Origin of the sequence: Citrobacter sedlakii (assembly GCF_018128425.1) — a bacterium.
Lineage (GTDB): Bacteria > Pseudomonadota > Gammaproteobacteria > Enterobacterales > Enterobacteriaceae > Citrobacter_A > Citrobacter_A sedlakii.
In genome coordinates, this window is the sequence record NZ_CP071070.1 from 1,697,456 (window position 1) to 1,723,891 (window position 26,436).

The following is a 26,436-nucleotide window of genomic DNA, read 5'->3' on the forward strand; positions in this document are numbered from 1 at the left end:
GAAGCCTGTATGGTAGTCGTCATTCAATGACCCTATTTTGGTATAACAACTTGTGAGGTGAACAATGGAACAAACCTGGCGTTGGTACGGACCAAACGATCCGGTATCGCTTGATGATGTGCGTCAGGCGGGCGCAACGGGCGTTGTGACGGCATTGCACCACATTCCAAACGGTGAAGTGTGGCCGGTCGAAGAGATCAAAAAGCGTCAGGCGGTTCTGGCGGAGAAAGGGCTTACCTGGTCCGTGGTCGAAAGCATTCCGGTGCATGAAGATATCAAAACCCGTTCCGGTCAGTATCAGACCTGGATTGCTAACTACCAGCAGAGCATCCGCAATCTGGCTACCTGCGGTATCGATACCGTCTGCTACAACTTTATGCCGATCCTCGACTGGACGCGTACCGATCTGGAATACACGCTGCCGGACGGTTCAAAAGCGCTGCGTTTTGATCAGATCGCCTTTGCCGCTTTTGAGCTGCACATTCTGAAGCGTGCAGGTGCTGAAGCGGATTATACCGATGAAGAACAGCGTCAGGCGCAGGCGTATTTCAACGCCATGAGCGCGGCGGATATCGAAAAGCTGACCCGTAATATTATCGCCGGCCTGCCGGGCGCGGAGGAGGGTTATACTCTCGATCAGTTCCGCGCGCGCCTGGCGGAGTATGACGGCATCAGCAAAGACGATTTGCGTGAGAATATGGCCGTATTTCTGCGCGCGATTGTGCCGGTGGCTGAAGAAGTGGGCGTCCGTCTTGCCGTTCATCCGGACGATCCGCCGCGCCCGATCCTCGGTTTGCCGCGCATCGTCTCGACCATTGAGGACATGCAATGGCTGAAGGAGACGGTGGACAGCATTCACAACGGCTTCACCATGTGTACAGGATCTTACGGCGTGCGCGCGGACAACGACCTGGTGAAAATGATCGAAACCTTTGGCGATCGTATTCACTTTACGCATCTGCGCTCCACCTGCCGTGAAGACAATCCGAAAACCTTCCACGAAGGCGCGCACCTGCAGGGCGATGTCGACATGGTTGCCGTGGTGACGGCTATTTTGCGTGAAGAGCAGCGTCGTAAACAGGCGGGAGATCTCCGCCCCATTCCAATGCGTCCCGATCACGGGCATCAGATGCTGGACGATCTGCATAAGAAAACCAATCCAGGGTACTCGGCGATTGGCCGTCTGAAAGGGCTGGCGGAAGTGCGCGGCGTTGAACTGGCGTTGAAACAGACTCAGTTCCGCGATCTGCTGTAATGACGCGTTATTGACGTAAAGAGGCCTGATGGCGCTGTGCTCATCAGGCCTACAGCGAAGAGAGCCCTGGCCGGATAAAGGGTTTACACCGCCATCCGGCTACCTCTTCTGTTAATCCGCGCGTCCCATATAGCGACGTTCTTCGATATGAATGCGGATTTTCTCTCCGGCGCTCAGGTATTCCGGTACCAGAATCACCAGACCGGTACTCAGGGTCGCAGGTTTGTTACGTGCGCTGGCAGAGGCGCCTTTAATTCCTGGCGCGGTTTCCACGATCTCCAGATCCACGGTCTGCGGCAATTCAAGCGCCAACAGTTGTCCGTCCCAGAGCAGTACCTGCATGTCCGGCATGCCGCCTTCAGGAATAAACTGCAATTCCTCTTCGATTTGATCCTGGGTAAAGGTATAAGGCGTATAGTCTTCTTTATCCATGAAGACATATTCATTGCCGTCGATATAAGAGAAATCGACGCCACGGCGGTTCAGGGTCACGGTATCAACGATATCATCGCCCTTAAAGCGCTCTTCAACTTTCAGACCGGTACGGACGTCGGAGAAACGCATTTTATACAGCGTCGCCGCGCCGCGGGCGGTAGGAGACTGAATATCGATATCTTTCACAATCAGCAACTTGCCGTTGTAGTTCAGTACCATACCTTTTTTGATTTCGTTCGCTCTTGGCATCGAAAAGATCCTGTTGTGGAGATTAGCTAAATTATCGCGTCAAACTACTCGCGCCGGGGCTTTCAGGCAAGCGGAATTCGCACTTTTACTGGTGTACAAAAGGTGGTACTGTCCGGACGTCAAAAAAAGAGAGCCCGTTATGGAATGCCGTCCGGATTGCGGGGCGTGTTGCACCGCCCCCTCGATTTCCAGCCCCATCCCCGGCATGCCCAACGGCAAGCCCGCCAATACGCCGTGCGTCCAGTTGGACGCGCGCCTGCGCTGCAAAATTTTTGGTTCGCCGCAGCGTCCTAAAGTTTGTGCCGGACTGCAACCGGACGCCGAAATGTGCGGACGCAGCCGCGAACAGGCGATGACGTACCTCATCGAACTGGAAGCGATGACCGCGCCTTAAACGTCTTTGATTCGTGCCAGACAGGCCATGGTGGCGATAATCATCACCAGCGCAAACCAGAACACCGCGTGGTAATTCCAGATCTCCGCGGCAATGCCCGCCAGAGAACCGGCGATGATCCAGCCCACGCGAATGGTGTTGGTATATAAGGTGGTGGCGGAACCCGCCTGGCCCGGCATCAGATCCTGAAAATAGAGCATGCCGATACCGCCAAGAATGCCGATATAGATAGCGTTCAGCAATTGCAGACCCAACAACACCGCCGGGGAGTGGGCGACCAACATTCCCGCATAAAAGCAGAGGCCCGCCGCGACGGCGATGCACATCAGCAACCGTTTACCCAGACGTTTCGCGAAGTAGCCCGCAATCAGCATCGTTGGGATTTCCAGCCCGGCAGCGGTTCCCATCATCACGCCAGCCAGCTTCTCCGGAAGATGTAACTCGTTGATAATAAACAGCGGCATATTAATGATATACAGGCTGTTAGTTCCCCACATCAACGTACAGATCGCGAAAAGCAGCAGGGTATCGCGACGGTTGCGGCGCGGCGCTTCCAGCGCGCCGGTCGCCAGCGTGGTCTCTTTACGCATAGAAGGCAAAAAGAACCACACCATCGCGCCGCAGACCACAAACGCCACTGCGGCGCTCAGGTACATTACCGTAAAGCTGAAGCCCATCGCCAGCGCATAGGCCAGCGGCGGACCAATCACCCAGGCCAGCGATACCTGGGCGCGTAGGATCGAGCTGAACATTACGGCTTCCCGCCCGGTACGGTCGGCGTGCTCGCGGGCCAGCGCAAACATCTGCGGGTTGGCTGTCGAGCCAAAGCTGCTCAGGAACACTCCGATAAACAGCAGAACAAAGTAGTTGCGGTTCCAGGCGAATAACACGCAGGCCAGCATCCCCAGCGCGCAGCAAAAAACAATCAGCGTTTTACGATCGCCCTTTTTATCTGAACGTCCCGCCAGAAACTGGCTTACCAGTATGCCGATCACGGCGCTGCCGGTAAAAAAGAAGCCGACCATACCCGGTCGCGCATGCACTTCATCGGTGAGAAAAAGGCTCAGCGTCGGGGTCTGAAGCGCGCCGGCAATGCCGGTAAGAAAGGCGACAATAAGGAAGGCCGTAGACGTCAGGTCAAACGTTTTTGGCGCGGCGGCAGCGGGACTGTTATGCATGTTTCAGTATCAGTGATGTGACGAGACGCGGAGTTTACGCCGCTTGTCAGAAAATAAACAGGTGCCTGAATCAAATTCGACACGAAAAATCAAAATGGCATTTCATTATGCAAAGCGGGTGCTGACGCTGCTGAACCTTAAACGAAACGCGACCCGATTTGCTTCAGCAAGGCAAAAGCGATGGCGGAAAAATGTGCATTACATCTAAATTTTGCGATCAAAAATACAACTTTTCTTGCGTGCTGAAGCAGAAAGCGCAAGACTTCTTGAAACGTTTCAGCGCTGTCGTGTTTCACTCAACGAAGCCCGTTAGCGCCTTTTTTCTCATGTAAGCTGAATCGTTTCAATTCAGCAGGAGAGGAGAACCATGTTCCAGTTATCCGTTCAGGACATTCATCCGGGCGAACAGGCCGGAGATAAACAAGAGGCCATCCGCCAGGTTGCCGCCGCGTTAGTACAGGCGGGCAACGTGGCGGAAGGCTATGTTGACGGCATGCTCGCGCGCGAGCAACAGACGTCTACCTTTCTCGGCAACGGGATCGCTATTCCTCATGGCACGACCGACACGCGTGACCAGGTGCTGAAAACCGGCGTACAGGTTTTTCAGTTTCCGCAGGGCGTCACCTGGGGGGAAGGTCAGGTTGCCTATGTGGCAATCGGTATCGCCGCCAGCTCCGACGAACACCTCGGACTGCTGCGTCAGTTGACGCATGTCCTTAGTGATGATTCCGTTGCTGAACAGCTGAAATCCGCCGCCACCGCAGAGGAACTGCGCGCGCTGCTGATGGGGGAAAAACAGAGCGAGCAACTGAAGCTGGACAACGACACGCTGTCGCTCGATGTGGCGGCCCAATCTCTGGTTACGCTCCAGGCGCTGAACGCAGCGCGGCTGAAAGAAGCGGGCGCCGTGGACGCGGCGTTTGTCGCCAAAACCATCAACGAACTGCCGATGAACCTGGGACAAGGCGTCTGGCTGAGCGACAGCGCGGAAGGCAACCTGCGTAGCGCCGTTGCTGTCAGCCGTGCGGCGAAGGCCTTCGACGTTGGCGGCGAAAAAGCGTCGCTGCTGGTCACCGTTGCGATGGCTGACGATCAGCCGGTGTCCGTGCTGAAGCGTCTGGGCGATCTGCTGCTCGACAATAAAGCTGACCGACTGCTGAACGCGGATGTGGCGACAGTGCTGGCCTTGCTGACCAGCGATGAGGCATTGACTGAGGATCTGCTGAGCGCAGAGTTTGTCGTGCGCAACGAACACGGGCTGCATGCCCGTCCGGGAACCATGCTGGTCAATACGATTAAACAATTTAGCAGTGAAATTACCGTGGCAAATCTTGATGGAACCGGCAAACCGGCTAATGGACGCAGTTTAATGAAAGTGGTAGCGCTGGGCGTGAAAAAAGGACACCGTCTGCGCTTTACCGCGCAGGGGGCAGATGCTGAACAGGCGCTGAAGGCGATAGGCGATGCTATCGCTGCCGGTCTTGGGGAGGGCGCGTAATGAGCAGACGCGTTGCCACAATCACTCTTAACCCGGCTTATGATCTGGTGGGCTTCTGCCCTGAAATTGAGCGCGGCGAAGTCAATCTGGTGAAAACGACCGGCCTGCACGCGGCGGGCAAGGGCATCAACGTCGCCAAGGTGCTGAAAGACCTGGGCATTGACGTCACCGTAGGCGGTTTCCTCGGCAAAGACAACCAGGACGGTTTTCAGCAGTTGTTCAGCGAACTGGGCATTGCTAACCGTTTTCAGGTGGTGCAGGGGCGTACCCGTATCAACGTCAAGCTGACGGAAAAAGATGGCGAAGTCACCGACTTTAACTTCTCTGGTTTCGACGTGACCCCTGCCGACTGGGAGCGTTTTGTTAACGATTCCCTGAGCTGGCTCGGTCAGTTCGATATGGTTTGCGTCAGCGGAAGCCTGCCGGCCGGCGTTAGCCCGGAAGCCTTTACCGACTGGATGACCCGTCTGCGCAGCCAGTGTCCGTGCATTATCTTTGATAGTAGTCGTGAAGCGCTGGTCGCGGGCCTGAAAGCGGCGCCGTGGCTGGTTAAACCGAACCGTCGCGAACTGGAGATCTGGGCAGGTCGCAAGCTGCCAGAGATGAAAGATGTGATCGAAGCCGCCCACGCCCTGCGTGAGCAGGGCATCGCACACGTGGTGATCTCCCTCGGGGAAGAAGGCGCCCTGTGGGTGAACGCGTCGGGCGAATGGATCGCCAGACCGCCTTCGGTGGACGTTGTGAGCACCGTGGGCGCAGGCGATTCGATGGTTGGTGGCCTGATTTATGGCCTGCTGATGCGCGAATCCAGCGAGCATACGCTGCGCCTGGCGACCGCTGTCGCCGCGCTGGCGGTTAGCCAAAGCAATGTCGGCATTACCGATCGTCCTCAGTTGGCCGCAATGATGGCGCGCGTCGACTTACAACCGTTTAACTGACAGCAGGAGAGGCATAATGAAAACGCTGCTGATTATTGACGCTAACCTCGGGCAGGCTCGCGCGTATATGGCGAAAACCTTGCTTGGCGCGGCGGCACAAAAAGCACATCTGGAGATTATCGATAACCCGAACGATGCTGAGCTGGCTATCGTCCTGGGCGACCGTATCCCGGAAGACAGCGCGCTGAACGGCAAAAAAGTCTGGCTGGGCGACATTGCCCGGGCGGTGGCGCATCCTGAACTGTTCCTGAGCGAAGCGAAAGGTCACGCAAAACCCTATAGCGCGCCAACCGCAACGACGGTGGCGCCTGCAACCAGCGGGCCGAAGCGCGTGGTGGCGGTCACCGCCTGTCCGACGGGCGTCGCCCATACTTTTATGGCGGCAGAAGCGATTGAAACCGAAGCGAAAAAACGCGGCTGGTGGGTGAAGGTTGAAACCCGTGGTTCCGTAGGCGCAGGCAATGCCATCACGCCGGAAGAAGTGGCTGAAGCGGATCTGGTGATTGTTGCGGCAGATATCGAAGTGGATCTGGCGAAGTTTGCCGGTAAGCCGATGTACCGTACTTCTACCGGGCTGGCCCTGAAGAAAACGGCGCAGGAACTGGACAAAGCGGTAGCGGAAGCGACGCTGTATCAACCAACGGCCAAAACGCAGACTGCGGCGGCGGAAGGGAAGAAAGAGAGTGCTGGCGCTTACCGTCATCTGCTGACGGGCGTTTCCTATATGTTGCCGATGGTGGTGGCTGGCGGGCTGTGTATCGCGCTCTCCTTTGCCTTTGGTATAGAAGCGTTCAAAGTAGAAGGCACGCTGGCGGCGGCGCTGATGCAGATTGGCGGCGGCTCGGCGTTCGCGCTGATGGTGCCGGTTCTGGCGGGCTATATTGCCTTCTCGATTGCTGACCGTCCGGGTCTGACGCCGGGCCTTATCGGCGGTATGCTGGCTGTCAGCACCGGTTCTGGCTTTATCGGCGGGATTATCGCCGGTTTCCTTGCCGGGTATGTGGCGAAGGGGATCAGCACCCGGCTGAAACTGCCGCAGAGTATGGAAGCGCTGAAGCCGATCCTGATTATTCCGTTGATCTCCAGCCTGGTGGTGGGCCTGGCGATGATTTACCTCATCGGCAAACCCGTAGCCGGTATACTGGAAGGTCTGACCCACTGGCTGCAAACCATGGGCACCGCAAACGCAGTACTGTTGGGCGCGATCCTAGGCGGGATGATGTGTACCGATATGGGGGGGCCGGTCAACAAAGCGGCATACGCGTTCGGCGTGGGTCTGCTCAGTACGCAAACCTACGCGCCAATGGCAGCGATAATGGCGGCAGGCATGGTGCCACCGCTGGCGCTGGGGCTGGCTACGCTGGTTGCGCGTCGTAAGTTTGATAAAGCGCAGCAGGAAGGCGGCAAAGCGGCGCTGGTGCTCGGCCTGTGCTTTATCACCGAAGGGGCGATTCCGTTCGCCGCGCGTGATCCCATGCGCGTTCTGCCGTGCTGTATCGTTGGCGGTGCGCTTACCGGCGCGATCTCCATGGCCGTCGGCGCGAAGCTGATGGCGCCGCACGGCGGCCTGTTTGTGCTGCTGATCCCAGGCGCTATTAGTCCGGTGTTGGGATACCTGCTGGCGATTGTCGCCGGTACGCTGGTGGCGGGGCTGGCCTATGCGTTCCTGAAACGTCCGGAAGCCGAGATCGCCGCGAAAGCGGTATAAACCGAATTTCCTCAAGGGCAGAGAGACCTCTGCCCTTTTTTTATCTCTGTTTTGTGTTCTTCCTCTCAAGTTTTTCCTCCCTAATAAACTGTCACGATAAAAAATTGTGATTCTGTTCATATCTGTCACTTTTTGCACTTGTCAGCCCGTTTACTTTCGACAAAAGAGGTTTACCATAAACACATGTTTGAATATGAACATGTGCTCAAATAGTTTTTACTAAGGCGAAGTCAGGCCTTACTCTCGCTATCGTAATGGTATTTTCTTACCAGAGGGCGTGCTATGCGCGAAAAGGAATACATAATCACCATTGGTTCCGCCAATATGGATGTCGCCGGATATTCGCATGCGTCATTAAATTATGCGGATTCGAATCCAGGGAAAATAAAATTCACGCCCGGCGGCGTAGGGCGCAATATCGCGCATAACCTTGCTTTATTGGGTAAGCACTCCTGGCTAATGACCGCGGTTGGCGAAGATTTTTACGGTCGCTCGCTTCTGGCGCAAACAAACCAGTCGGGTGTGCATGTTGACAAATGTTTGATCGTTCCCGGCGAAAATACGTCGAGTTATTTATCGCTGCTTGATAATACCGGTGAAATGCTGGTGGCGATAAATGACATGAGTATTACCGACCATATTTCCGCAGCGTTTCTTGCACAGCATCGTGATTTTATCCACGGAGCGAAGGTGATTGTCGCCGACTGCAATATCAGTGAAGACGCGCTGGCGTGGCTGTTGGATAACGCCGGTGGGGTGCCGGTGTTTGTCGACCCGGTCTCGGCGTGGAAATGCGTCAAAATTCGCGACCGCCTGTCCCGTATTCATACCCTTAAACCCAATCGTCTGGAAGCCGAAACCCTGAGCGGTATTGCGCTTGCCGGACGTGATGATGTGGAAAACGTGGCCGCCTGGTTCCACGCGCGTGGGCTACATCGTCTGGTGCTGAGCATGGGTGGCGACGGGGTGTATTACAGCGAAAAACAGGGCGACAGCGGTTGGTCGCCACCGATTAAAACGCAGGTGATCAACGTCACCGGGGCGGGTGACGCCATGATGGCCGGACTTGCCGCCTGCTGGATGGAAGACATGCCATTAATGGATTCCATTCGATTTGCCCAGGGTTGTTCCGCTATGGCGCTGGCCAGTGAATATACCAATAACCCTGAATTATCCGTTGCGAACGTCAGAACTCTTGTGGAGAACACCGAATGTCTGAATTAACGATTTCCTCTGAATTATTACAAATTTCACCAGAAGTACAGGAAGCCTTAAATAACAAAAAACCTGTTGTTGCACTGGAGTCGACAATTATTTCTCACGGTATGCCTTTTCCACAAAATGCGCAAACCGCAATTGAGGTTGAAGAAACGATTCGTAAACACGGCGCCGTGCCGGCAACGATCGCCATTATTGGCGGCGTAATGAAAGTAGGACTGAGCAAAGACGAAATCGAATTATTAGGTCGCGAAGGACATAACGTCACAAAAGTCAGCCGTCGCGATTTACCTTTTGTGGTCGCCGCCGGAAAACATGGCGCAACGACCGTCGCCTCTACCATGATTATTGCCGCACTGGCCGGTATTCATGTTTTTGCCACTGGTGGAATTGGCGGCGTTCATCGCGGAGCTGAGCATACGTTTGATATTTCCGCCGATTTGCAGGAACTGGCGCATACCAATGTGACAGTCGTGTGCGCGGGCGCAAAATCTATTCTCGACCTCGGCTTGACCACTGAATATTTAGAAACCTTCGGTGTACCGTTAATTGGTTATCAGACTACCGCGCTACCGGCGTTTTTCTGCCGCACCAGTCCGTTTGAGGTCAGCATTCGCCTCGACAGCGCGAAAGAGATAGCCCGCGCGATGGCGGTGAAGTGGCAAGCCGGTCTGAACGGCGGTCTGGTGGTCGCTAACCCGATTCCGCACGCGTATGCGATGGCGGAAGAAAAAATCAATGCCGCCATTGACCAGGCGGTCCGGGAAGCCGAAGAGCAGGGCGTAGTGGGCAAAGAAAGCACGCCGTTCCTGCTGGCGCGCGTGGCGGAGCTGACCGGAGGCGACAGCCTGAAGTCGAATATTCAGCTGGTGTTCAATAACGCCGTTCTGGCCTGTGAGATTGCTAAAGAGTATCAGCGTCTCGCCTGATCACACACGGGCAGGATGCGGTCGCCCGAAATAACCAAAACCTGGCTTCGCGCCGGGTTTCCTGGCATGAAGGGAAATCATTATGGACGTCATGAGAAGTCTCGTGGGTATGGCGGTACTGCTGGCGATCGCATACTTACTGTCAGTGAATAAAAAACGCATCAGTTTACGCACCGTGGGCGCAGCGCTGGTTTTGCAAATCGCCATTGGCGGTATCATGCTCTATTTTCCCCCCGGGAAATGGCTGGTGGAGCAGGCCGCGCTGGGTGTGCACAAGGTCATGTCTTACAGCGACGCGGGCAGCGCATTTATCTTTGGCTCTCTGGTTGGGCCAAAAATGGATGTGCTGTTTGACGGCGCAGGGTTTATTTTCGCCTTCCGCGTGCTGCCCGCCATTATCTTTGTCACCGCGCTGATCAGTCTGCTGTACTACATCGGCGTCATGGGCCTGCTGATCCGTATTCTGGGCGGTATTTTCCAGAAAGCGCTGAATATCAGCAAGATTGAGTCGTTTGTGGCGGTTACCACCATTTTCCTCGGGCAAAATGAGATCCCGGCGATTGTAAAGCCGTTTATCGATCGCCTTAACCGCAACGAACTGTTCACCGCAATCTGTAGCGGGATGGCCTCCATTGCCGGTTCGATGATGATTGGATACGCCGGAATGGGCGTACCGATTGATTATCTGTTGGCGGCATCGTTAATGGCGATCCCCGGTGGGATCCTGTTCGCCCGTATTCTCAGTCCGGCAACGGAAGAATCCCGGGTTAGCTTTGAGAATCTTTCATTCACCGAGACGCCGCCCAAAAGTATTATTGAGGCCGCCGCCAGCGGCGCAATGACCGGACTGAAAATTGCCGCCGGGGTGGCGACGGTCGTGATGGCGTTTGTGGCGATAATCGCGCTGATTAACGGCATTATCGGCGGCATCAGCGGCTGGGCGGGTTTTGGTCCGGCAACGCTGGAGGGCATTTTCGGCTACATTCTTGCACCGCTGGCGTGGATTATGGGCGTTGACTGGAGCGATGCGACGCTGGCCGGTAGCCTGATCGGGCAGAAGCTGGCGATCAATGAGTTTGTCGCGTATCTGAACTTCTCGCCATATTTGCAGGCCGGGAGCACGCTGGATGTGAAAACCATCGCCATTATCTCTTTCGCGCTCTGCGGGTTTGCTAACTTTGGCTCGATTGGCGTGGTTGTCGGGGCGTTTTCGGCCATTTCTCCCCAGCGCGCGCCGGAGATTGCGCAGTTAGGTATGCGGGCGCTGGCGGCGGCCACACTCTCTAACCTGATGAGCGCGACAATCGCCGGGTTCTTTATCGGGCTGGCGTAGCGAACAGAGCCGGACAGCAACGCTTCGCGTCCTGTCCGGCCAGAAAGAAGCAACGCGCCATCAGGCGCTGTGCTCTAACAAATACGCGGCGTTATCGGCAGACAGGGTAGGATTGTTGATGCTGACGCTGGCGCGCGAAAGCGCCGCACAGGCCATAGCAAACTGCGCGCTTTCGCGGAAATCGTTGCCTTCCAGGAAGCTGTAAATCAGCCCGGCCATAAAACCGTCGTCAGCGCCGAAGCTGTCGACGACCGTGTGCGCAGGCGGTGTGAGCAGGAACTGCTCGCCGTCTTTCTGGCTGCAAAATACCGACTCATCTTCCAGACAGACGAAAATCTGCTGAACGCCCTGTTGATGCAGCGCATTAACGGCGGCAATCCGATCCGCTTCGTTGTGAACAGGGTGGCCCCACAATATTTCCAGCTCTTTTTGCGTGGGTTTCAGCGTATGAATGCGCGTGAACCAGGTTTTCACTTTTGTGGCCTTAAACTCTGACACCGTATCGATAAACACCGGAATATCGTCGGCCACCGTAAAGACCCACTCAATGGCTTCCGGGGTCAGGTTGCAATCGGCAAGCACCACGCCGGAATGGCGGATTAAGTCGCGGGAACTGTTCAGTAACTGCGGCGTCAGCTGTTGCAGGATATGGGTATCGTTAATCGCCAGCACCGTCTCTTCCTGCTGGTTGGCGATGGAGAGATAGGTGGAGGTGTTATGCCCGTGCAATCGGATACAGCTGGAAATATTTACCCCAGCCTGGCGCGTTTGCTCCAGCAACGTTTCACCGTAAAAATCACTGCCGACGGCGGAAATCAGATGCACATCGCGCCCTAACAGCGCGAGGTTATGGGCGATATTGCGCCCCACGCCGCCCGCGGAGCACTGGATGCTGCCGGGATTCGACGCCGCCTGGGGATAATGGATATCCGCCACGCCGCGAATATCCATGTTGATCGCCCCGACCACCACACAGTACGCCTGCTCGGTGAGGATATACCCTTTGCCTTTAATCACCCCTTTTCGCATCAAATCCATGATATGCGCGGCAACGCGGGAGCGGCTGATCTGCAGGATATCCGCGATTTCATTTTGCTGAATCAGAGGATTGCGGCGCAGGATTTTAAGGATCTGTTTTTCCCTGTCGTTCATGACAACGCTTCCGCCTGTTCAGTTTGCTGCGCCTTTAGCCAGGCGATCTCCTCGGCCCAGATATCCGGGTTGATGGTTTCAAGGATCAGCGGAATGCCGTCAAAGCGCGGATCCTGCATGATCCAGCGGAACGCATCGTGGCCAATGTTGCCTTCCCCTAAGCTATGATGGCGGTCAACGCGGCTGCCGAAGGCGCTTTTAGCATCGTTAAGGTGCATGCCGCGCAAATAGCGAAAGCCGACGATTCGCTCAAATTCGGCGAAGGTTTTCTCGCACGCGTCTGCGGAACGTAAATCGTAGCCTGCCGCGAAAGCGTGACAGGTGTCGATGCATACCCCGACGCGTGACTTGTCTTCCACGCCATCAATAATCGCCGCGAGGTGTTCAAATTTAAACCCGAGGTTGCTGCCCTGACCGGCGGTATTTTCAATGACCGCGGTCACGCCATCGGTACGCGAGAGGGCGATGTTGATTGACTCGGCAATCTTTGCCAGACACGCCTCTTCCGCAATCTGCTGGAGATGGCTGCCCGGGTGGAAGTTCAGTAGCGACAACCCCAACTGCTCGCAGCGCTGCATTTCATCGAGAAACGCGTCGCGGGATTTTTCCAGCGCGTCGCTGACCGGGTGACCGAGATTAATCAGATAGCTGTCGTGCGGCAGAATTTGCGCGGAGGTGTAGTGGTACTTCTCGCAGGCGGCTTTGAAGTCATCAATGATTTGCGCGGTAAGCGGGGCGGCGCGCCACTGGCGCTGATTCTTGGTAAATAAAGCAAAGGCCGTCGCGTCGATTTCTGCGGCGCGAATCACGGCGTTTGCCAGGCCGCCAGCCGCGCTGACGTGCGCTCCGATGTATTTCATAAGGGACTCCTGTTAACCCGCCTACGCAACCATGATAAAACGTGAAGGACGTTGCGTATCTGATAAAGACAATCTCCAATCATAACGGGTTAACAGGGGGGGAATGTAGCAGTTTATGCAATAACGTGATGAACCAGGATGTTAATCACGCCGCCGCCTACAATCAGCCAGGCAAACAGCACCAGCGCCATCAGCAGCGGCTTCGCTCCCGCTTTTTTCAGCGCGCTCACGTGGGTGGTAAGCCCCAGCGCCGCCATCGCCATCGCCAGCAGTACCGTGTCCAGCGTGATCAACATATCGACCACCGCCTTCGGTAACAGGTGGAACGAGTTGAAAATCGCCACCACGATGAACAGAATCGCAAACCATGGAATGGTAATTTTGCTTTTTTCCGCACCGCTCGCCGGGGAAAGCTGTTTTACCCGCGCCGCCAGGAAAATCAGGAACGGCGCCAGCATCATCACGCGCAGCATTTTAGCAATCACCGCCGCGTTTTCCGCATCCGGATTAATTGCATGTCCGGCGGCAACCACCTGCGCCACTTCATGCATGGTTGACCCTATGTAAATGCCGTAGGTTTCCGGGCTGAACCAGTGCGCCAGCAGCGGATACATCGCCGGGTAGAGGAAGATCGCCAGCGTACCGAAGATCACCACCGTCGCCACCGCAACCGTCACTTTGCTCGCTTCTGCCTTGACGACAGGTTCGGTCGCCAGTACGGCCGCCGCGCCGCAGATACTGCTGCCCGCGCCAATCAACCAACTGGTATGACGGTCCAGACCAAAGACCTTCTGCCCGAGGAAGCAGGCCAGCATAAAGGTGCTGGAAAGGGTCAGAATATCGATCAGGATCCCACTTACCCCGACGTCGGCAATTTGCGCGAAGGTCAGGCGAAAGCCGTAAAGAATGATCCCCAGACGTAACAGATGCTGCTTGGCAAACAGCACGCCGCCGTCACAACTTTTCCAGATGTGCGGGTATACGGTGTTACCTATCACCATGCCCAACAGAATAGCTAAGGTGAGGGCGCTGAACCCGGCCCCCGCTACGGCGGGAATGGAACCACCCCACAGGGCCACCCCGGTAATCACTGCACTCAGGGCGAGCCCCGGAATAAAATGCCACACAGTACGACGATGATTCGTTAAGGTGAGTTCTGTCATAACCTTCTCCTTTATCTGGGCAAAAGATTACGGCGATCTGGTTTAAAAATAAAATTGATTATATATTTATAATTAATCTTTATAAGTGGTAAGCGGCCATGCACATCACCCTGCGACAACTGGAAGTATTCACCGAAGTTTTGAAAAGCGGCTCGACAACCCAGGCATCGGTGATGCTGGCGCTGTCGCAATCGGCGGTCAGCGCGGCGCTCACCGACCTGGAAGGACAGCTTGGCGTTCAGCTATTTGACCGGGTGGGAAAGCGGCTGGTGGTGAACGAACACGGGCGATTGTTGTACCCACGGGCGCTGGCGCTGCTGGAGCAGGCCTCGGAAATTGAACAACTGTTTCGCGAAGATAACGGCGCTCTTCGGGTCTATGCGAGCAGCACCATTGGTAACTATATTCTTCCTGCGGTCATTGCCCGTTATCGTCATGACTTCCCGGATTTACCGTTGGAGCTGAGCGTGGGTAACAGTCAGGATGTGATCACCGCGGTGCTCGATTTTCGCGTCGATATCGGCCTGATCGAAGGGCCATGTCACAGTACGGAAATCATTTCGGAGCCGTGGCTTGAGGATGAGCTGGTGGTGTTTGCCGCGCCCTCTTCACCGCTGGCGCAAAAACCGGTGACGCTGGAGCAGCTTGCCGCCGCCCCCTGGATCTTGCGCGAACGGGGTTCCGGCACGCGGGAAATCGTGGACTACCTGCTGTTGTCACATTTACCCAAATTTGAAATGGCGATGGAGCTGGGAAATTCGGAAGCCATTAAGCACGCCGTACGCCACGGACTGGGCATCAGTTGCCTGTCGCGGCGGGTGATTGAAGAACAGTTGCACGCTGGCACGCTGAGCGAAGTAGCGGTACCGCTGCCGCGGCTGGTGCGTACCCTGTGGCGCATTCACCATCGCCAGAAACACCTGTCAAACGCGCTGCTGCGCTTTTTACGCTACTGCGAATAACTTCCGCAAGCGGGAGGCGGTCTCTCCTCTATCCGGCATCCTCTTCGCGTCCTTAACGAACCAGGACGCGAAATCGTCCTGTCCGGCCTACACTTTAGTGCTTTACTTATAATCCGCGGCCAGTCATGAAGGTCTCTTATAACTGCGCATTTGTGCCGGAAGGATAGCGTTTCGTCTGCTACAATCGCGCCTCATTTTTTGGATGGACAGCATTTTCACATGGTTTCCAAAACTAAAACCACAGAAGCGCCCGCGCTACGTCGCGAACTGAAGGCGCGCCACCTGACGATGATCGCCATCGGCGGCTCTATCGGTACGGGGCTTTTCGTTGCATCTGGCGCAACCATTTCAGCAGCGGGTCCAGGCGGCGCGCTGTTTTCCTATATCCTGATTGGCCTGATGGTCTACTTCCTGATGACCAGTCTTGGCGAACTGGCGGCGTATATGCCGGTTTCAGGTTCGTTTGCCACCTATGGCCAGAACTATGTTGAAGAAGGCTTTGGCTTTGCGCTGGGCTGGAACTACTGGTACAACTGGGCGGTAACGATCGCTGTTGACCTGGTCGCCGCGCAACTGGTGATGAGCTGGTGGTTCCCGGACACGCCCGGCTGGATCTGGAGCGCGCTGTTCCTTGGGGTGATTTTCCTGTTGAACTACATCTCGGTACGCGGGTTTGGTGAAGCGGAATACTGGTTCTCGCTGATCAAAGTGGCGACGGTAATCATCTTTATCATCGTGGGCATCATGATGATTGTCGGTATTTTCAAAGGCACGCAGCCGGTGGGCTGGAGCAACTGGACAACCGGCGATGCGCCGTTTGCGGGCGGCTTTGCGGCGATGATCGGCGTGGCGATGATTGTCGGCTTCTCCTTCCAGGGGACTGAGCTTATCGGTATCGCCGCCGGTGAGTCTGAAGATCCGGAAAAAAACATTCCGCGCGCGGTACGTCAGGTGTTCTGGCGAATCCTGTTGTTCTACGTCTTCGCGATCCTGATTATCAGCCTGATCATTCCGTATACCGATCCGAGCCTGCTGCGTAACGATGTGAAAGACATCAGCGTCAGTCCGTTCACGCTGGTGTTCCAGCATGCGGGTCTGCTTTCGGCGGCGGCGGTAATGAATGCGGTGATCCTGACGGCGGTACTGTCGGCGGGTAACTCCGGGATGTATGCGTCAACCCGTATGCTTTACACGCTGGCCTGCGACGGTAAAGCGCCGCGTATTTTCGCGAAGCTGTCCCGCGGCGGGGTACCGCGTAACGCGCTGTATGCCACCACCGTGATTGCCGGTCTGTGCTTCCTGACCTCCATGTTCGGAAACCAGACGGTCTATTTGTGGTTGCTCAACACCTCGGGGATGACCGGTTTTATCGCCTGGCTGGGGATTGCGATCAGCCATTATCGCTTCCGTCGCGGCTATGTTATGCAGGGCAACGATATTAACGACCTGCCGTATCGTTCAGGCTTCTTCCCGCTGGGACCCATCTTCGCTTTTGTGCTGTGCCTGATCATTACGCTCGGCCAGAACTACGAAGCATTCCTGAAAGACACCATTGACTGGGGCGGCGTCGCGGCAACCTACATTGGTATCCCGCTGTTCCTGATTATCTGGTTTGGCTACAAGCTGGTAAAAGGCTCTCGTTTTGTTCGCTACAGCGAAATGCAGTTCCCCGAACGCCTGAAGAAACCGCGCTAAGCGCTTACCTGTAGGCCGGAAAAGACTATTGCATCGCCTTCCGGCAAACAAAAAACCCCGACATTTATCATGCCGGGGTTTTTTTATGCTCTCAGCCTCAGAAGTTATACGTCAGCCCCACCGTATAGCGACGGCCATCCAGTACCGTGTCATACGTGTCGTAATCGATCTGTTTATCCAGAACGTTATACACCCCGGCGGTCACCAGCAGGTTTTTATTCGCGTTATAGCGCAGGCCAACATCCACCTGGGTATACGACGGCGTGCCCTGCGACATCGAGGTTCGGCTCAGGTATTCAGAGGTTTTACCGCGGAAGTTCACCCGGCTCCAGAAACCCACGTCCTGTGTGGCCTGCCAGTCCAGCGTAGTGTTGAACATATGCTTAGGCATTTTGTTTAACGGTTTGCCAGAAAACTGTCCGCTCTTTTGTTCTGATTCGGTATAGGTATAGTTCGCCGTCCAGTTGATATCGGGGGTGATTTTCCAGCCGAAGGTGGATTCCACGCCGCGCATAGTGGCTTCATCAACGTTGACGCGATCGCTGACAAAATCATACTGGGTGCTGCCGATGGTGCAGGCCGGGTCGGCGCTGCTGTTACAGCGGCGCACTTCGGTGATTTTATCTTTGAAATCGGTATTGAACAGGGTGACGCCTGCGTTAAGGTTTTCACCGTTATCCCACAGCAACGCCAGCTCTTCGCTCAGGCTTTTTTCCGGTTTCAGGTCCGGGTTGCCTACGATGATTCCGTTCAGACGGCCCCCGCCGGTGACTTGCCCCCAGCTTGCAGAGGACTGACGCAGATCCGGCGCGCGATAGCCCGCAGATACACCGCCTTTCAACGTCCATTGATCGTTCAGATGCCAGACGCCGTAACCGCGCGGTGTCCAGTTATCGCCGTAGTTTTCGTCTTTATCCATCCGAATGCCGCCGGTCAGCGTGAAGCTGTCGGTCATCGCCCATTCGTCTTCCGCAAACAGCGCCCAGCTCCAGCGGGTGAGTTTGTTCAGACCGTCTGCCGCTTCCAGTTGGTTGCCGTTGTCCGTCAGTTTTTCATAGCGATACTGACCGCCCAGCGTCAGCGTATGCGCCCCGAGGAAAATCTGGTTCTGGTTATTGAAGATAGTGTTATAGGACTTCATCTCACGGCCAGGATTGTTGGTTTCTTCCTGCTGGATGTAGCTGGTGCTGTTAACGTCTTCATAGTAGCCGCTGTGAGTCAGTGAATATGTCGTATGCTCATAGCGGTTTTCGCTTTTGCTGTTCGGCTTGCAGGTGCCATTGCGGCAGGTTTCCGCCGCCATGGATTTACCCGGCGTACTGTTGCGATCCTGAAGCTCGCGGGCAATATCAAAATCGAAATCGTTTTTATCGTCTGGCGTGAAGTTCAGAGTCAGGCCGCCGTTGCGCAGGCGCTGTTCATTATAGCCGTTGACGATCTGGTCTTCCGCGCGGCGAGAGAGCAGGCCGGTCACTTTCGCCCCCAGCAGGCCGTCGATCAGCGGACCGGAGGCATAGGCGTTGGTCTGGAACAGATCGCCGGAATCACTGTCTTCCTGGAAGGTGGCGTCGCCATGCAGCGAGCCGCTCCAGCCTTTAGTGTTGGAGACTTTTTTGGTGATCACGTTAATCACGCCGCCCATGGCATCGGAACCGTACAGCGAGGACATCGGGCCGCGAATCACTTCGATACGTTCGATAGACTCCAGCGGCGGCAGCCAGCCTTGTTCGATACCGGAATTGTCGCTGTTCGGGCGGGTTCCGCGGGTGCTAATGCGTTTGCCGTTGACGAGGAACAGCGTGTACTGCGACGCCATCCCGCGGATGCTGATGTCGCTGCTGCTTCCGCCGCCGGTGACCACGACACCGGGGACGTCTTTCAGCGCGTCGGTCACGTCGCGATACGCTTTATCTTCAAGTTGCTGTTTGGTGATAACCGAAATCGACGCAGGCGCGTTCTGAATTTTCTGCTCAAATCCGGTTGCTGTCACCACAACGGTATCCTGATCGGCAGCCTGAACGAGCGATGGGAGGCATGCCGCGCCGACGGCGACAGCGAGAGCCTTAACGTGAGGTATGGTCATTTTGTCATTCCATTAAACGAGTAAAATCCGCTTGTCATGTAAAAGGCCATGACAACTGTATGTATTTGTCTTTTAAGGACTCTTTGCGGTAAAGAAGCGGAAGAATTGTACAAAATAATCAATATTTGTAAACACAAATGATAATTGAAATCATTTGTGTTTAGTTGATTTATAAAGAAAAAGCTTGTAAGTCAACAGGATACGTAAACGTAAATGTGACGAAAAAATGAAGAAAAAAAGGAGATATGAAGGAAAAATTGGAGAGGCGCGGCAAGCCCGGTAAACAGGAGAGGGCGCGTGCCCCCACCGACGTTGTGCCCGGCGACATAGCCGGGCATGCGCATTATTTCATCAGATGTTCGGCGTGGAACCGCAGATGATCCTCTATAAAGGAGGCGATAAAGTAATAGCTGTGATCGTAGCCCGGCTGAATACGCAGTGTCATGGGCCACGCGGTCTGCCGGGCGGCTTCCGCCAGAACGGCAGGCTGGAGCTGATCGGCGAGGAACTGATCGCTGTCGCCCTGATCGATAAGCGTCGGTATGGCCTCTTCCGGCTTGCTGGCATACATCAGCGCGCAGCTGTCCCATTGTGCCCAGTCGGCTTTATCCTCACCCAGATAAGCGGAAAAAGCTTTTTCGCCCCAGGGCACGCGACAGGGGTTAACGATCGGCGCAAAGGCGGAAACGCTGGTATATTTGCCGGGGTTCTTTAACGCCAGTACCAACGCGCCGTGTCCGCCCATTGAATGGCCGCTGATCGCACAGCGATCGCTGACGTTGAATCGCGCCTGGATCAGCGCAGGCAGTTCGTCGCGAATATAGTCGTACATGCGGAAATGCGCGGCCCAGGGCTGCTGCGTGGCATTGAGGTAGAAACCGGCGCCCTGGCCGAGATCGTAACCGTCATCGTTGGCGACCGCGTCACCGCGCGGGCTGGTGTCCGGCATGACCAGTACCATCCCCAGTTCTGCGGCGATCCGCTGCGCGCCCGCTTTGGTGGTAAAGTTTTCGTCATTACAGGTTAAGCCCGAGAGCCAGTACAGGACCGGAGGCGGCGTGTTGTCGCGGGGCGGCGGAAGAAAAATGCTGAACGTCATTGTACAGTTCAGCGTGGTGGAGTCGTGTCGCCAGCGTTGCTGCCAACCTTCAAAACAGCGGTGCTCCTCAAGCATTTCCATGCGTGGCTCCTTGTTATGTGATCGGAATGTGTTCGCAAACGCCCCATAATACAGATAATTCATGGTGCTGTGAGTAACTTTCACTTCCGCATTCGGCAAAGATGCCTCATCATTTGCACAACGTATAATTAACAGATTTCCGCAGTCTGTTCTGACGGCGGAACGAAAGGCAACGACGATTTCAATAATTATCGTTGTGAATACTGGATTATGTGCACGGCCTCACGCACAATAATCGGGCTGTCACACAGCCGACAAACTTTGCCCCACGCAGGGCAGAGGCGCCACACCTGCAGGAGAAAAATTGATGTCATCACTGAGTAAAGAAGCGGCTCTGGTACATGAAGCGCTGGTCGCGCGAGGGCTGGAAACACCGTTGCGCCCGCCCGTGCATGAGATGGATAACGAAACGCGCAAACGTCTTATCGCCGGCCATATGACCGAAATTATGCAGCTGCTTAATCTCGACCTGAGCGATGACAGCCTGATGGAAACGCCGCATCGCATTGCGAAAATGTATGTCGATGAAATTTTCTCTGGTCTGGATTACGCCAACTTCCCGAAAATTACCGTCATAGAAAACAAAATGAAGGTGGATGAAATGGTGACGGTGCGCGATATCACGCTAACCAGTACCTGTGAGCACCATTTTGTGACTATCGACGGTAAAGCGACGGTCGCCTATATCCCGAAAGATTCGGTGATCGGCCTGTCAAAAATCAATCGCATCGTGCAGTTCTTCGCACAGCGTCCGCAGGTGCAGGAGCGCTTAACCCAGCAGATCCTGACCGCCTTACAGACCCTGCTCGGCACGAATAATGTCGCGGTATCGATTGATGCTGTGCATTATTGCGTGAAAGCGCGCGGTATCCGCGATGCGACCAGCGCCACCACCACCACTTCGCTCGGCGGTCTGTTCAAGTCCAGCCAGAATACGCGTCAGGAATTCTTGCGCGCAGTGCGTCACCATAACTGATCGGGGCAGAGGCTATGGCGCGAAATGTCACGCTGGATGTTGTTCGTGGCGTCGCCGTTCTGGGCATTCTGCTTCTGAATATCAGCGCCTTTGGTTTACCAAAGGCGGCTTACCTTAATCCTGCCTGGTATGGCGAGATTACCGCGCAGGATGCCTGGACCTGGGCTGTACTCGATGTGTTCGCCCAAGCCAAATTCCTCACGCTTTTTGCCTTGTTGTTTGGCGCCGGACTGCAAATGCTGCTGCCGCGCGGAAAACGCTGGATCCAGGCGCGACTGACCCTGCTGGTTTTGCTGGGTTTTTTGCATGCCCTGTTGTTCTGGGATGGCGATATTTTGCTGGCTTATGGCCTGGTCGGGCTGATTTGCTGGCGGCTGGTGCGCGATGCGCCTTCGGTAAAAAGCCTGATGAATACGGGCATTCTGCTGTATCTGGTCGGTATTGGCGTATTACTGCTGCTCGGCGCGATCTCTGACAGCCAAACCAGTCGCGCGTGGACGCCAGACGACGCGGCGCTTCTGTATGAAAAATACTGGAAGGTGAACGGGGGTATGGAAGCCATCAGCAACCGGGTTGACGCGTTGTCCAACAGTCTGCTGGCGCTGGGCGCGCAGTATGGCTGGCAACTGGCCGGGATGATGCTGGTCGGGGCATCGCTGATGCGCAGCGGTTGGCTGAAAGGGCAGTATAGCCTTGCCCACTATCGACGCACCGGTTTCCTGCTGATTGCCGTTGGCCTGCTGATTAATCTGCCTGCCGTGGTTGCGCAGTGGCAACTGGGGTGGAGCTACCGCTGGTGCGCGTTTTTGTTACAAGCGCCGCGCGAGCTGAGCGCGCCGTTACAGACGATCGGCTATGCCGCGCTGCTGTTCGGCTACTGGCCGCAGCTAAGTCGTCTAAAACTCGTATTTGCCATCGCCTGCGTTGGGCGGATGGCGCTGACCAACTACCTGCTACAAACGCTCCTCTGTACCACGCTGTTTTATCAGTTTGGCTTATTTATGCAGTTTGACCGTAGCACGCTGCTGCTGTTCGTCATCCCCGTCTGGCTGGTAAATCTGCTGTTCTCCGTTTTCTGGTTGCGCTTCCTGCCGCAGGGGCCGGTGGAATGGGTATGGCGTCAGTTAACCCTGCGGGCATCAGGAGCGCGCATCTCTCATACATCCGGATAACGATCTGGATCACAATCATTAACAAAACGGATGTAAGCGCTTTCATCCCTGTGACCTTACTCACGTAGCGCTTTTCCTACCGCTGACAAAATAGCCGCCAGTTGTGCAGTGAACCACTGCATTGTCAAACAGGGTAGTGAATATGATCACCATACGTGATGTGGCGCGTCAGGCTGGCGTATCCGTGGCGACGGTTTCCCGGGTTTTAAACAACAGCGCGCTGGTCAGTCCCGATACGCGCGAGGCGGTAATGAAAGCGGTGACGCTGCTGGGCTATCGCCCCAACGCCAATGCGCAGGCGCTGGCGACGCAGGTGAGTGAAACCATCGGCGTGGTGGTGATGGATGTCTCTGATGCCTTTTTTGGCGCACTGGTGAAAGCGGTCGATATGGTCGCCCAACAGCATCAGAAATATGTCCTGATCGGCAACAGCTACCATGAGGCGGAAAAAGAGCGCCATGCGATTGAAGTGCTGATCCGTCAGCGATGTAACGCGCTGATCGTCCATTCAAAGGCGCTGAGCGATCGTGAACTGGGCGAATTTATGGATCAAATCCCCGGCATGGTGCTGATTAACCGTATCGTGCCTGGCTATGCTCATCGCTGCGTCTGCCTGGACAACATCAGCGGCGCGAAAATGGCGACCCGGATGCTGCTGAACAACGGTCACCAGCGGATTGGTTATTTGGCCTCCAGCCACGGTATTGAAGATGACGATATGCGCAGGGAAGGGTGGCTGAGCGCGCTTGGCGAGCAGGGGATAACGCCGCCGGAAAGCTGGACAGGCGTGGGCTCGCCGGACATGCAGGGCGGGGAGTCTGCAATGGTCGAACTGCTGGGGCGCAACCTGCAACTGACCGCCGTCTTCGCCTATAACGACAGCATGGCCGCCGGCGCGCTGACGGCACTCAAGGATAACGGCATTGCCATCCCGCTGCATCTTTCGATCATTGGTTTCGATGATATTCCCATTGCCCGTTACACCGATCCACAACTGACAACGGTGCGTTATCCCATCGCGTCAATGGCGAAACTGGCGACCGAACTGGCATTACAGGGCGCAGCGGGGACGCTGGACGCAACGGCGACCCACTGTTTTATGCCGACGCTGGTCAGGCGGCATTCCGTCGCCGCCCGGCAGAATGCGGTGGTGATCACTAACTCATGACGTCGGCAGATGTAACCGTTTTCAATATGTGAGTAAATTCACAGTATATTAACATTGCCGTCGCTATGATGGCACCGCTTAGCGCAGTGTAACTACGATGTAACCGTGAGTAATCACTTTTAACGAATGAAAGCTGCTTTAAGCAAAATTAAAGCCTATTTCTGGAGCGTTACCGGGCAAGGAAGAACGATTTTTTTAAAAAGAGCCTCGGCGTTCAATTAACACTTCATTAACGTTATGTCCCGCCGGGCATTTATCTGAAGCACTACCCTGCATAATAAAACCGGAGTTACCATGAATAAGAAGGTGTTGACCCTTTCTGCTGTAATGGCAGGCATGTTGTTCGGCGCGGCTGCGCACGCCGCGGATACTCGCATCGGTGTGACAATCTATAAATATGACGATAACTTTATGTCCGTGGTGCGTAAGGCTATCGAAGCAGACGCGAAAGCGGCGCCGGACGTCCAGTTGCTGATGAACGACTCGCAAAACGACCAGTCCAAACAGAACGATCAGATAGACGTCCTGCTGGCGAAGGGGGTGAAAGCGCTGGCGATCAACCTGGTCGACCCGGCGGCGGCTGGCACCGTTATTGAAAAAGCCCGCGGCCAGAACGCGCCGGTGGTTTTCTTCAACAAAGAACCTTCCCGTAAAGCGCTGGACAGTTATGACAAAGCCTATTACGTCGGCACTGACTCCAAAGAATCCGGTATTATCCAGGGCGATCTGATCGCGAAACACTGGGCGGCGAATCAGGGCTGGGATCTGAATAAAGACGGTCAGATTCAGTTCGTACTGCTGAAAGGCGAGCCGGGTCACCCGGACGCGGAAGCGCGTACCACTTACGTGGTTAAAGAATTGAACGACAAAGGCATCAAGACCGAACAGCTTCAGTTAGATACCGCCATGTGGGATACCGCTCAGGCGAAAGACAAAATGGACGCGTGGTTGTCCGGCCCGAACGCTAACAAAATTGAAGTGGTTATCGCTAACAACGATGCGATGGCAATGGGGGCGGTAGAAGCGCTGAAAGCGCACAACAAAACCAGCATTCCGGTCTTTGGCGTGGATGCGCTGCCAGAAGCGCTGGCGCTGGTGAAATCCGGAGCGATGGCCGGTACTGTGCTGAATGACGCCAACAACCAGGCGAAAGCGACATTCGATCTGGCGAAAAACCTGGCGGATGGTAAAGGCGCCGCAGACGGCACCAGCTGGAAAATTGAAAACAAAATTGTGCGCGTTCCTTACGTGGGCGTAGATAAAGATAACCTGGCCGAGTTCTCCAAAAAGTAAGACTGTTGGGCGCGATCGCGATCGCGCCCTTTAATCACGCACTCTGCGAGGCCGACAAGGTATAATTATGGTCAGCACAACGACACCGTCCTCAGGCGAATACTTGTTGGAAATGAGCGGTATCAACAAGTCTTTTCCCGGCGTTAAGGCACTTGATAATGTTAATTTAAAAGTCCGTCCACACTCTATTCATGCATTGATGGGAGAAAACGGCGCGGGGAAATCGACACTATTGAAATGTCTTTTTGGCATCTATCAAAAAGATTCTGGCAGCATATTATTTCAGGGGAAAGAGATCGATTTCCATTCAGCGAAAGAAGCGCTGGAAAACGGTATTTCAATGGTTCATCAGGAATTAAACCTGGTATTACAACGCTCCGTGATGGACAACATGTGGCTCGGGCGTTATCCCACCAAAGGCATGTTTGTCGATCAGGACAAAATGTATCGCGACACAAAAGCGATATTTGACGAACTGGATATTGATATCGACCCGCGGGCGCGCGTCGGGACGCTTTCCGTTTCGCAAATGCAGATGATCGAAATTGCCAAGGCGTTTTCCTATAATGCCAAAATCGTCATCATGGATGAGCCGACCTCGTCGTTAACCGAAAAAGAGGTTAATCATCTGTTTACGATTATTCGTAAGCTGAAAGAACGCGGCTGCGGCATTGTGTATATCTCGCATAAAATGGAAGAGATTTTCCAGCTCTGCGATGAGGTCACGGTGCTGCGCGACGGCCAGTGGATTGCCACTCAGCCGCTCGAAGGGCTGGATATGGACAAGATCATCGCCATGATGGTTGGACGCTCGCTGAACCAGCGTTTCCCGGATAAAGAGAACAAACCCGGTGAAGTAATACTGGAAGTGCGTAATCTGACGTCGCTGCGCCAGCCGTCGATTCGTGACGTCTCTTTTGATCTGCATAAAGGTGAAATTCTCGGTATTGCCGGGCTGGTAGGCGCAAAACGTACCGACATCGTCGAAACGCTGTTTGGTATTCGTGAGAAATCTTCCGGCACCATTACCCTGCACGGCAAAAAAATCAATAACCATAATGCGAACGAAGCCATCAACCACGGCTTTGCGCTGGTTACCGAGGAGCGACGCTCTACCGGTATTTATGCCTATCTGGATATTGGTTTTAACTCCTTAATCTCCAATATCCATAATTATAAAAACAAGGTCGGTCTGTTAGACAATTCGCGGATGAAAAGCGACACCCAGTGGGTTATTGACTCCATGCGGGTAAAAACCCCTGGCCACCGCACGCAAATTGGTTCGCTTTCCGGAGGCAACCAGCAGAAAGTGATTATTGGTCGCTGGCTGCTGACCCAGCCGGAGATATTAATGCTCGACGAACCCACGCGTGGAATTGACGTTGGCGCCAAATTTGAAATCTATCAGTTAATTGCGGAACTGGCCAAAAAAGGAAAAGGGATCATCATTATCTCCTCCGAAATGCCGGAATTGTTAGGGATAACCGATCGTATTCTGGTCATGAGCAACGGACTCGTGTCTGGAATTGTTGATACTAAAACGACCACGCAAAATGAAATTTTGCGTCTTGCGTCTTTGCACCTTTAAGATCAGGGG

At 55.0% G+C, this 26,436-nt stretch carries 22 protein-coding genes; 15 read left to right on the top strand and 7 right to left on the bottom strand.

The window, feature by feature from the left end; genetic code table 11:
* The first annotated feature begins 64 nt into the window (after window positions 1-64).
* On the top strand, window positions 65-1,255 hold the full coding sequence (uxuA, locus tag JY391_RS08020) for a mannonate dehydratase (protein WP_042284545.1): 1,191 nt from the start codon (window positions 65-67) through the stop codon (window positions 1,253-1,255).
* Between the two features lie 111 nt (window positions 1,256-1,366).
* Here the strand turns inward: uxuA and yeiP are convergent, their stop codons facing one another.
* Window positions 1,367-1,939, bottom strand: a complete 573-nt coding sequence (yeiP, locus tag JY391_RS08025; RefSeq protein ID WP_042284542.1) for an elongation factor P-like protein YeiP — start codon at window positions 1,937-1,939, stop codon at window positions 1,367-1,369.
* Between the two features lie 139 nt (window positions 1,940-2,078).
* Here yeiP and JY391_RS08030 point away from each other — a divergent pair, with 139 nt between their 5' ends.
* Complete coding sequence (locus tag JY391_RS08030; protein WP_042284539.1) at window positions 2,079-2,333, top strand: YkgJ family cysteine cluster protein; 255 nt, start codon at window positions 2,079-2,081, stop codon at window positions 2,331-2,333.
* Here the strand turns inward: JY391_RS08030 and setB are convergent.
* A complete protein-coding gene (setB, locus tag JY391_RS08035; RefSeq protein ID WP_042284537.1) occupies window positions 2,330-3,511 on the bottom strand; it encodes a sugar efflux transporter SetB in 1,182 nt (393 codons plus the stop codon). The genes JY391_RS08030 and setB overlap by 4 nt on opposite strands.
* 367 nt (window positions 3,512-3,878) lie before the next feature.
* On the opposite strand from setB, the gene fruB reads away from it, so the two are divergent.
* The 6 genes from fruB to JY391_RS08065 all read left to right on the top strand — a co-directional run bounded on the left by fruB (window position 3,879) and on the right by JY391_RS08065 (window position 11,135).
* Window positions 3,879-5,009, top strand: coding sequence for a fused PTS fructose transporter subunit IIA/HPr protein (gene fruB, locus JY391_RS08040; protein WP_211935528.1), 1,131 nt, complete (start codon window positions 3,879-3,881; stop codon window positions 5,007-5,009).
* Window positions 5,009-5,947, top strand: coding sequence for a 1-phosphofructokinase (fruK, locus tag JY391_RS08045; RefSeq protein ID WP_042284532.1), 939 nt, complete (start codon window positions 5,009-5,011; stop codon window positions 5,945-5,947). Before fruB ends, fruK begins: the two co-directional genes overlap by 1 nt.
* Before the next feature lie 16 nt (window positions 5,948-5,963).
* On the top strand, window positions 5,964-7,655 hold the full coding sequence (fruA, locus tag JY391_RS08050; RefSeq protein WP_211935529.1) for a PTS fructose transporter subunit IIBC: 1,692 nt from the start codon (window positions 5,964-5,966) through the stop codon (window positions 7,653-7,655).
* Between the two features lie 282 nt (window positions 7,656-7,937).
* Window positions 7,938-8,879 (top strand): pseudouridine kinase, encoded by a 942-nt coding sequence (locus JY391_RS08055; RefSeq protein WP_060569323.1) that lies wholly within the window; start codon window positions 7,938-7,940, stop codon window positions 8,877-8,879.
* Window positions 8,867-9,802, top strand: a complete 936-nt coding sequence (locus tag JY391_RS08060) for a pseudouridine-5'-phosphate glycosidase (RefSeq protein ID WP_042284527.1) — start codon at window positions 8,867-8,869, stop codon at window positions 9,800-9,802. The genes JY391_RS08055 and JY391_RS08060 overlap by 13 nt, the downstream gene beginning before the upstream one ends.
* Window positions 9,803-9,884: 82 nt before the next feature.
* Window positions 9,885-11,135 carry a NupC/NupG family nucleoside CNT transporter gene (locus JY391_RS08065; RefSeq protein ID WP_060569321.1) on the top strand — a complete coding sequence of 417 codons (1,251 nt, stop codon included), beginning with the start codon at window positions 9,885-9,887 and terminating at the stop codon, window positions 11,133-11,135.
* A 60-nt stretch (window positions 11,136-11,195) separates the two neighbouring features.
* On the opposite strand, the gene JY391_RS08070 is transcribed toward JY391_RS08065, so the two are convergent.
* From JY391_RS08070 to JY391_RS08080, 3 genes are all read right to left on the bottom strand, one after another.
* On the bottom strand, window positions 11,196-12,287 hold the full coding sequence (locus tag JY391_RS08070; protein ID WP_060569320.1) for a sugar kinase: 1,092 nt from the start codon (window positions 12,285-12,287) through the stop codon (window positions 11,196-11,198).
* Window positions 12,284-13,147, bottom strand: a complete 864-nt coding sequence (gene nfo, locus JY391_RS08075; RefSeq protein WP_211935530.1) for a deoxyribonuclease IV — start codon at window positions 13,145-13,147, stop codon at window positions 12,284-12,286. The genes JY391_RS08070 and nfo overlap by 4 nt, the downstream gene beginning before the upstream one ends.
* 113 nt (window positions 13,148-13,260) lie before the next feature.
* Complete coding sequence (locus tag JY391_RS08080) at window positions 13,261-14,310, bottom strand: YeiH family protein (protein ID WP_042284519.1); 1,050 nt, start codon at window positions 14,308-14,310, stop codon at window positions 13,261-13,263.
* 98 nt (window positions 14,311-14,408) lie between these two features.
* On the opposite strand from JY391_RS08080, the gene yieE reads away from it, so the two are divergent.
* Complete coding sequence (yieE, locus tag JY391_RS08085) at window positions 14,409-15,272, top strand: DNA-binding transcriptional regulator YeiE (protein ID WP_042284517.1); 864 nt, start codon at window positions 14,409-14,411, stop codon at window positions 15,270-15,272.
* Between the two features lie 219 nt (window positions 15,273-15,491).
* Window positions 15,492-16,967 (top strand): lysine-specific permease, encoded by a 1,476-nt coding sequence (lysP, locus tag JY391_RS08090; RefSeq protein WP_042284515.1) that lies wholly within the window; start codon window positions 15,492-15,494, stop codon window positions 16,965-16,967.
* Between the two features lie 97 nt (window positions 16,968-17,064).
* Here lysP and JY391_RS08095 read toward each other — a convergent pair whose 3' ends face one another.
* Entirely contained in the window at window positions 17,065-19,050 is a 1,986-nt protein-coding gene (locus tag JY391_RS08095; protein ID WP_042284512.1) for a ligand-gated channel protein, read from the bottom strand.
* Between the two features lie 343 nt (window positions 19,051-19,393).
* Window positions 19,394-20,230 (bottom strand): S-formylglutathione hydrolase, encoded by an 837-nt coding sequence (fghA, locus tag JY391_RS08100; protein WP_211935531.1) that lies wholly within the window; start codon window positions 20,228-20,230, stop codon window positions 19,394-19,396.
* A 307-nt stretch (window positions 20,231-20,537) separates the two neighbouring features.
* On the opposite strand from fghA, the gene folE reads away from it, so the two are divergent.
* The 5 genes from folE (at window position 20,538) to mglA (ending at window position 26,427) form a co-directional block, all read left to right on the top strand.
* Window positions 20,538-21,206 carry a GTP cyclohydrolase I FolE gene (gene folE / locus JY391_RS08105; protein WP_042284508.1) on the top strand — a complete coding sequence of 223 codons (669 nt, stop codon included), beginning with the start codon at window positions 20,538-20,540 and terminating at the stop codon, window positions 21,204-21,206.
* A gap of 14 nt (window positions 21,207-21,220) precedes the next feature.
* A complete protein-coding gene (gene yeiB / locus JY391_RS08110; protein ID WP_211935532.1) occupies window positions 21,221-22,378 on the top strand; it encodes a DUF418 domain-containing protein YeiB in 1,158 nt (385 codons plus the stop codon).
* Between the two features lie 142 nt (window positions 22,379-22,520).
* Window positions 22,521-23,546, top strand: coding sequence for an HTH-type transcriptional regulator GalS (galS, locus tag JY391_RS08115; RefSeq protein WP_042284501.1), 1,026 nt, complete (start codon window positions 22,521-22,523; stop codon window positions 23,544-23,546).
* 294 nt (window positions 23,547-23,840) lie between these two features.
* The gene (gene mglB, locus JY391_RS08120) at window positions 23,841-24,839 is read left to right on the top strand and encodes a galactose/glucose ABC transporter substrate-binding protein MglB (protein WP_211935533.1); all 999 of its coding nucleotides are present in this window, start codon (window positions 23,841-23,843) and stop codon (window positions 24,837-24,839) included.
* Window positions 24,840-24,906: 67 nt separating this feature from the next.
* A complete protein-coding gene (gene mglA, locus JY391_RS08125; RefSeq protein ID WP_181822901.1) occupies window positions 24,907-26,427 on the top strand; it encodes a galactose/methyl galactoside ABC transporter ATP-binding protein MglA in 1,521 nt (506 codons plus the stop codon).
* The last annotated feature ends 9 nt before the right edge of the window (window positions 26,428-26,436 follow it).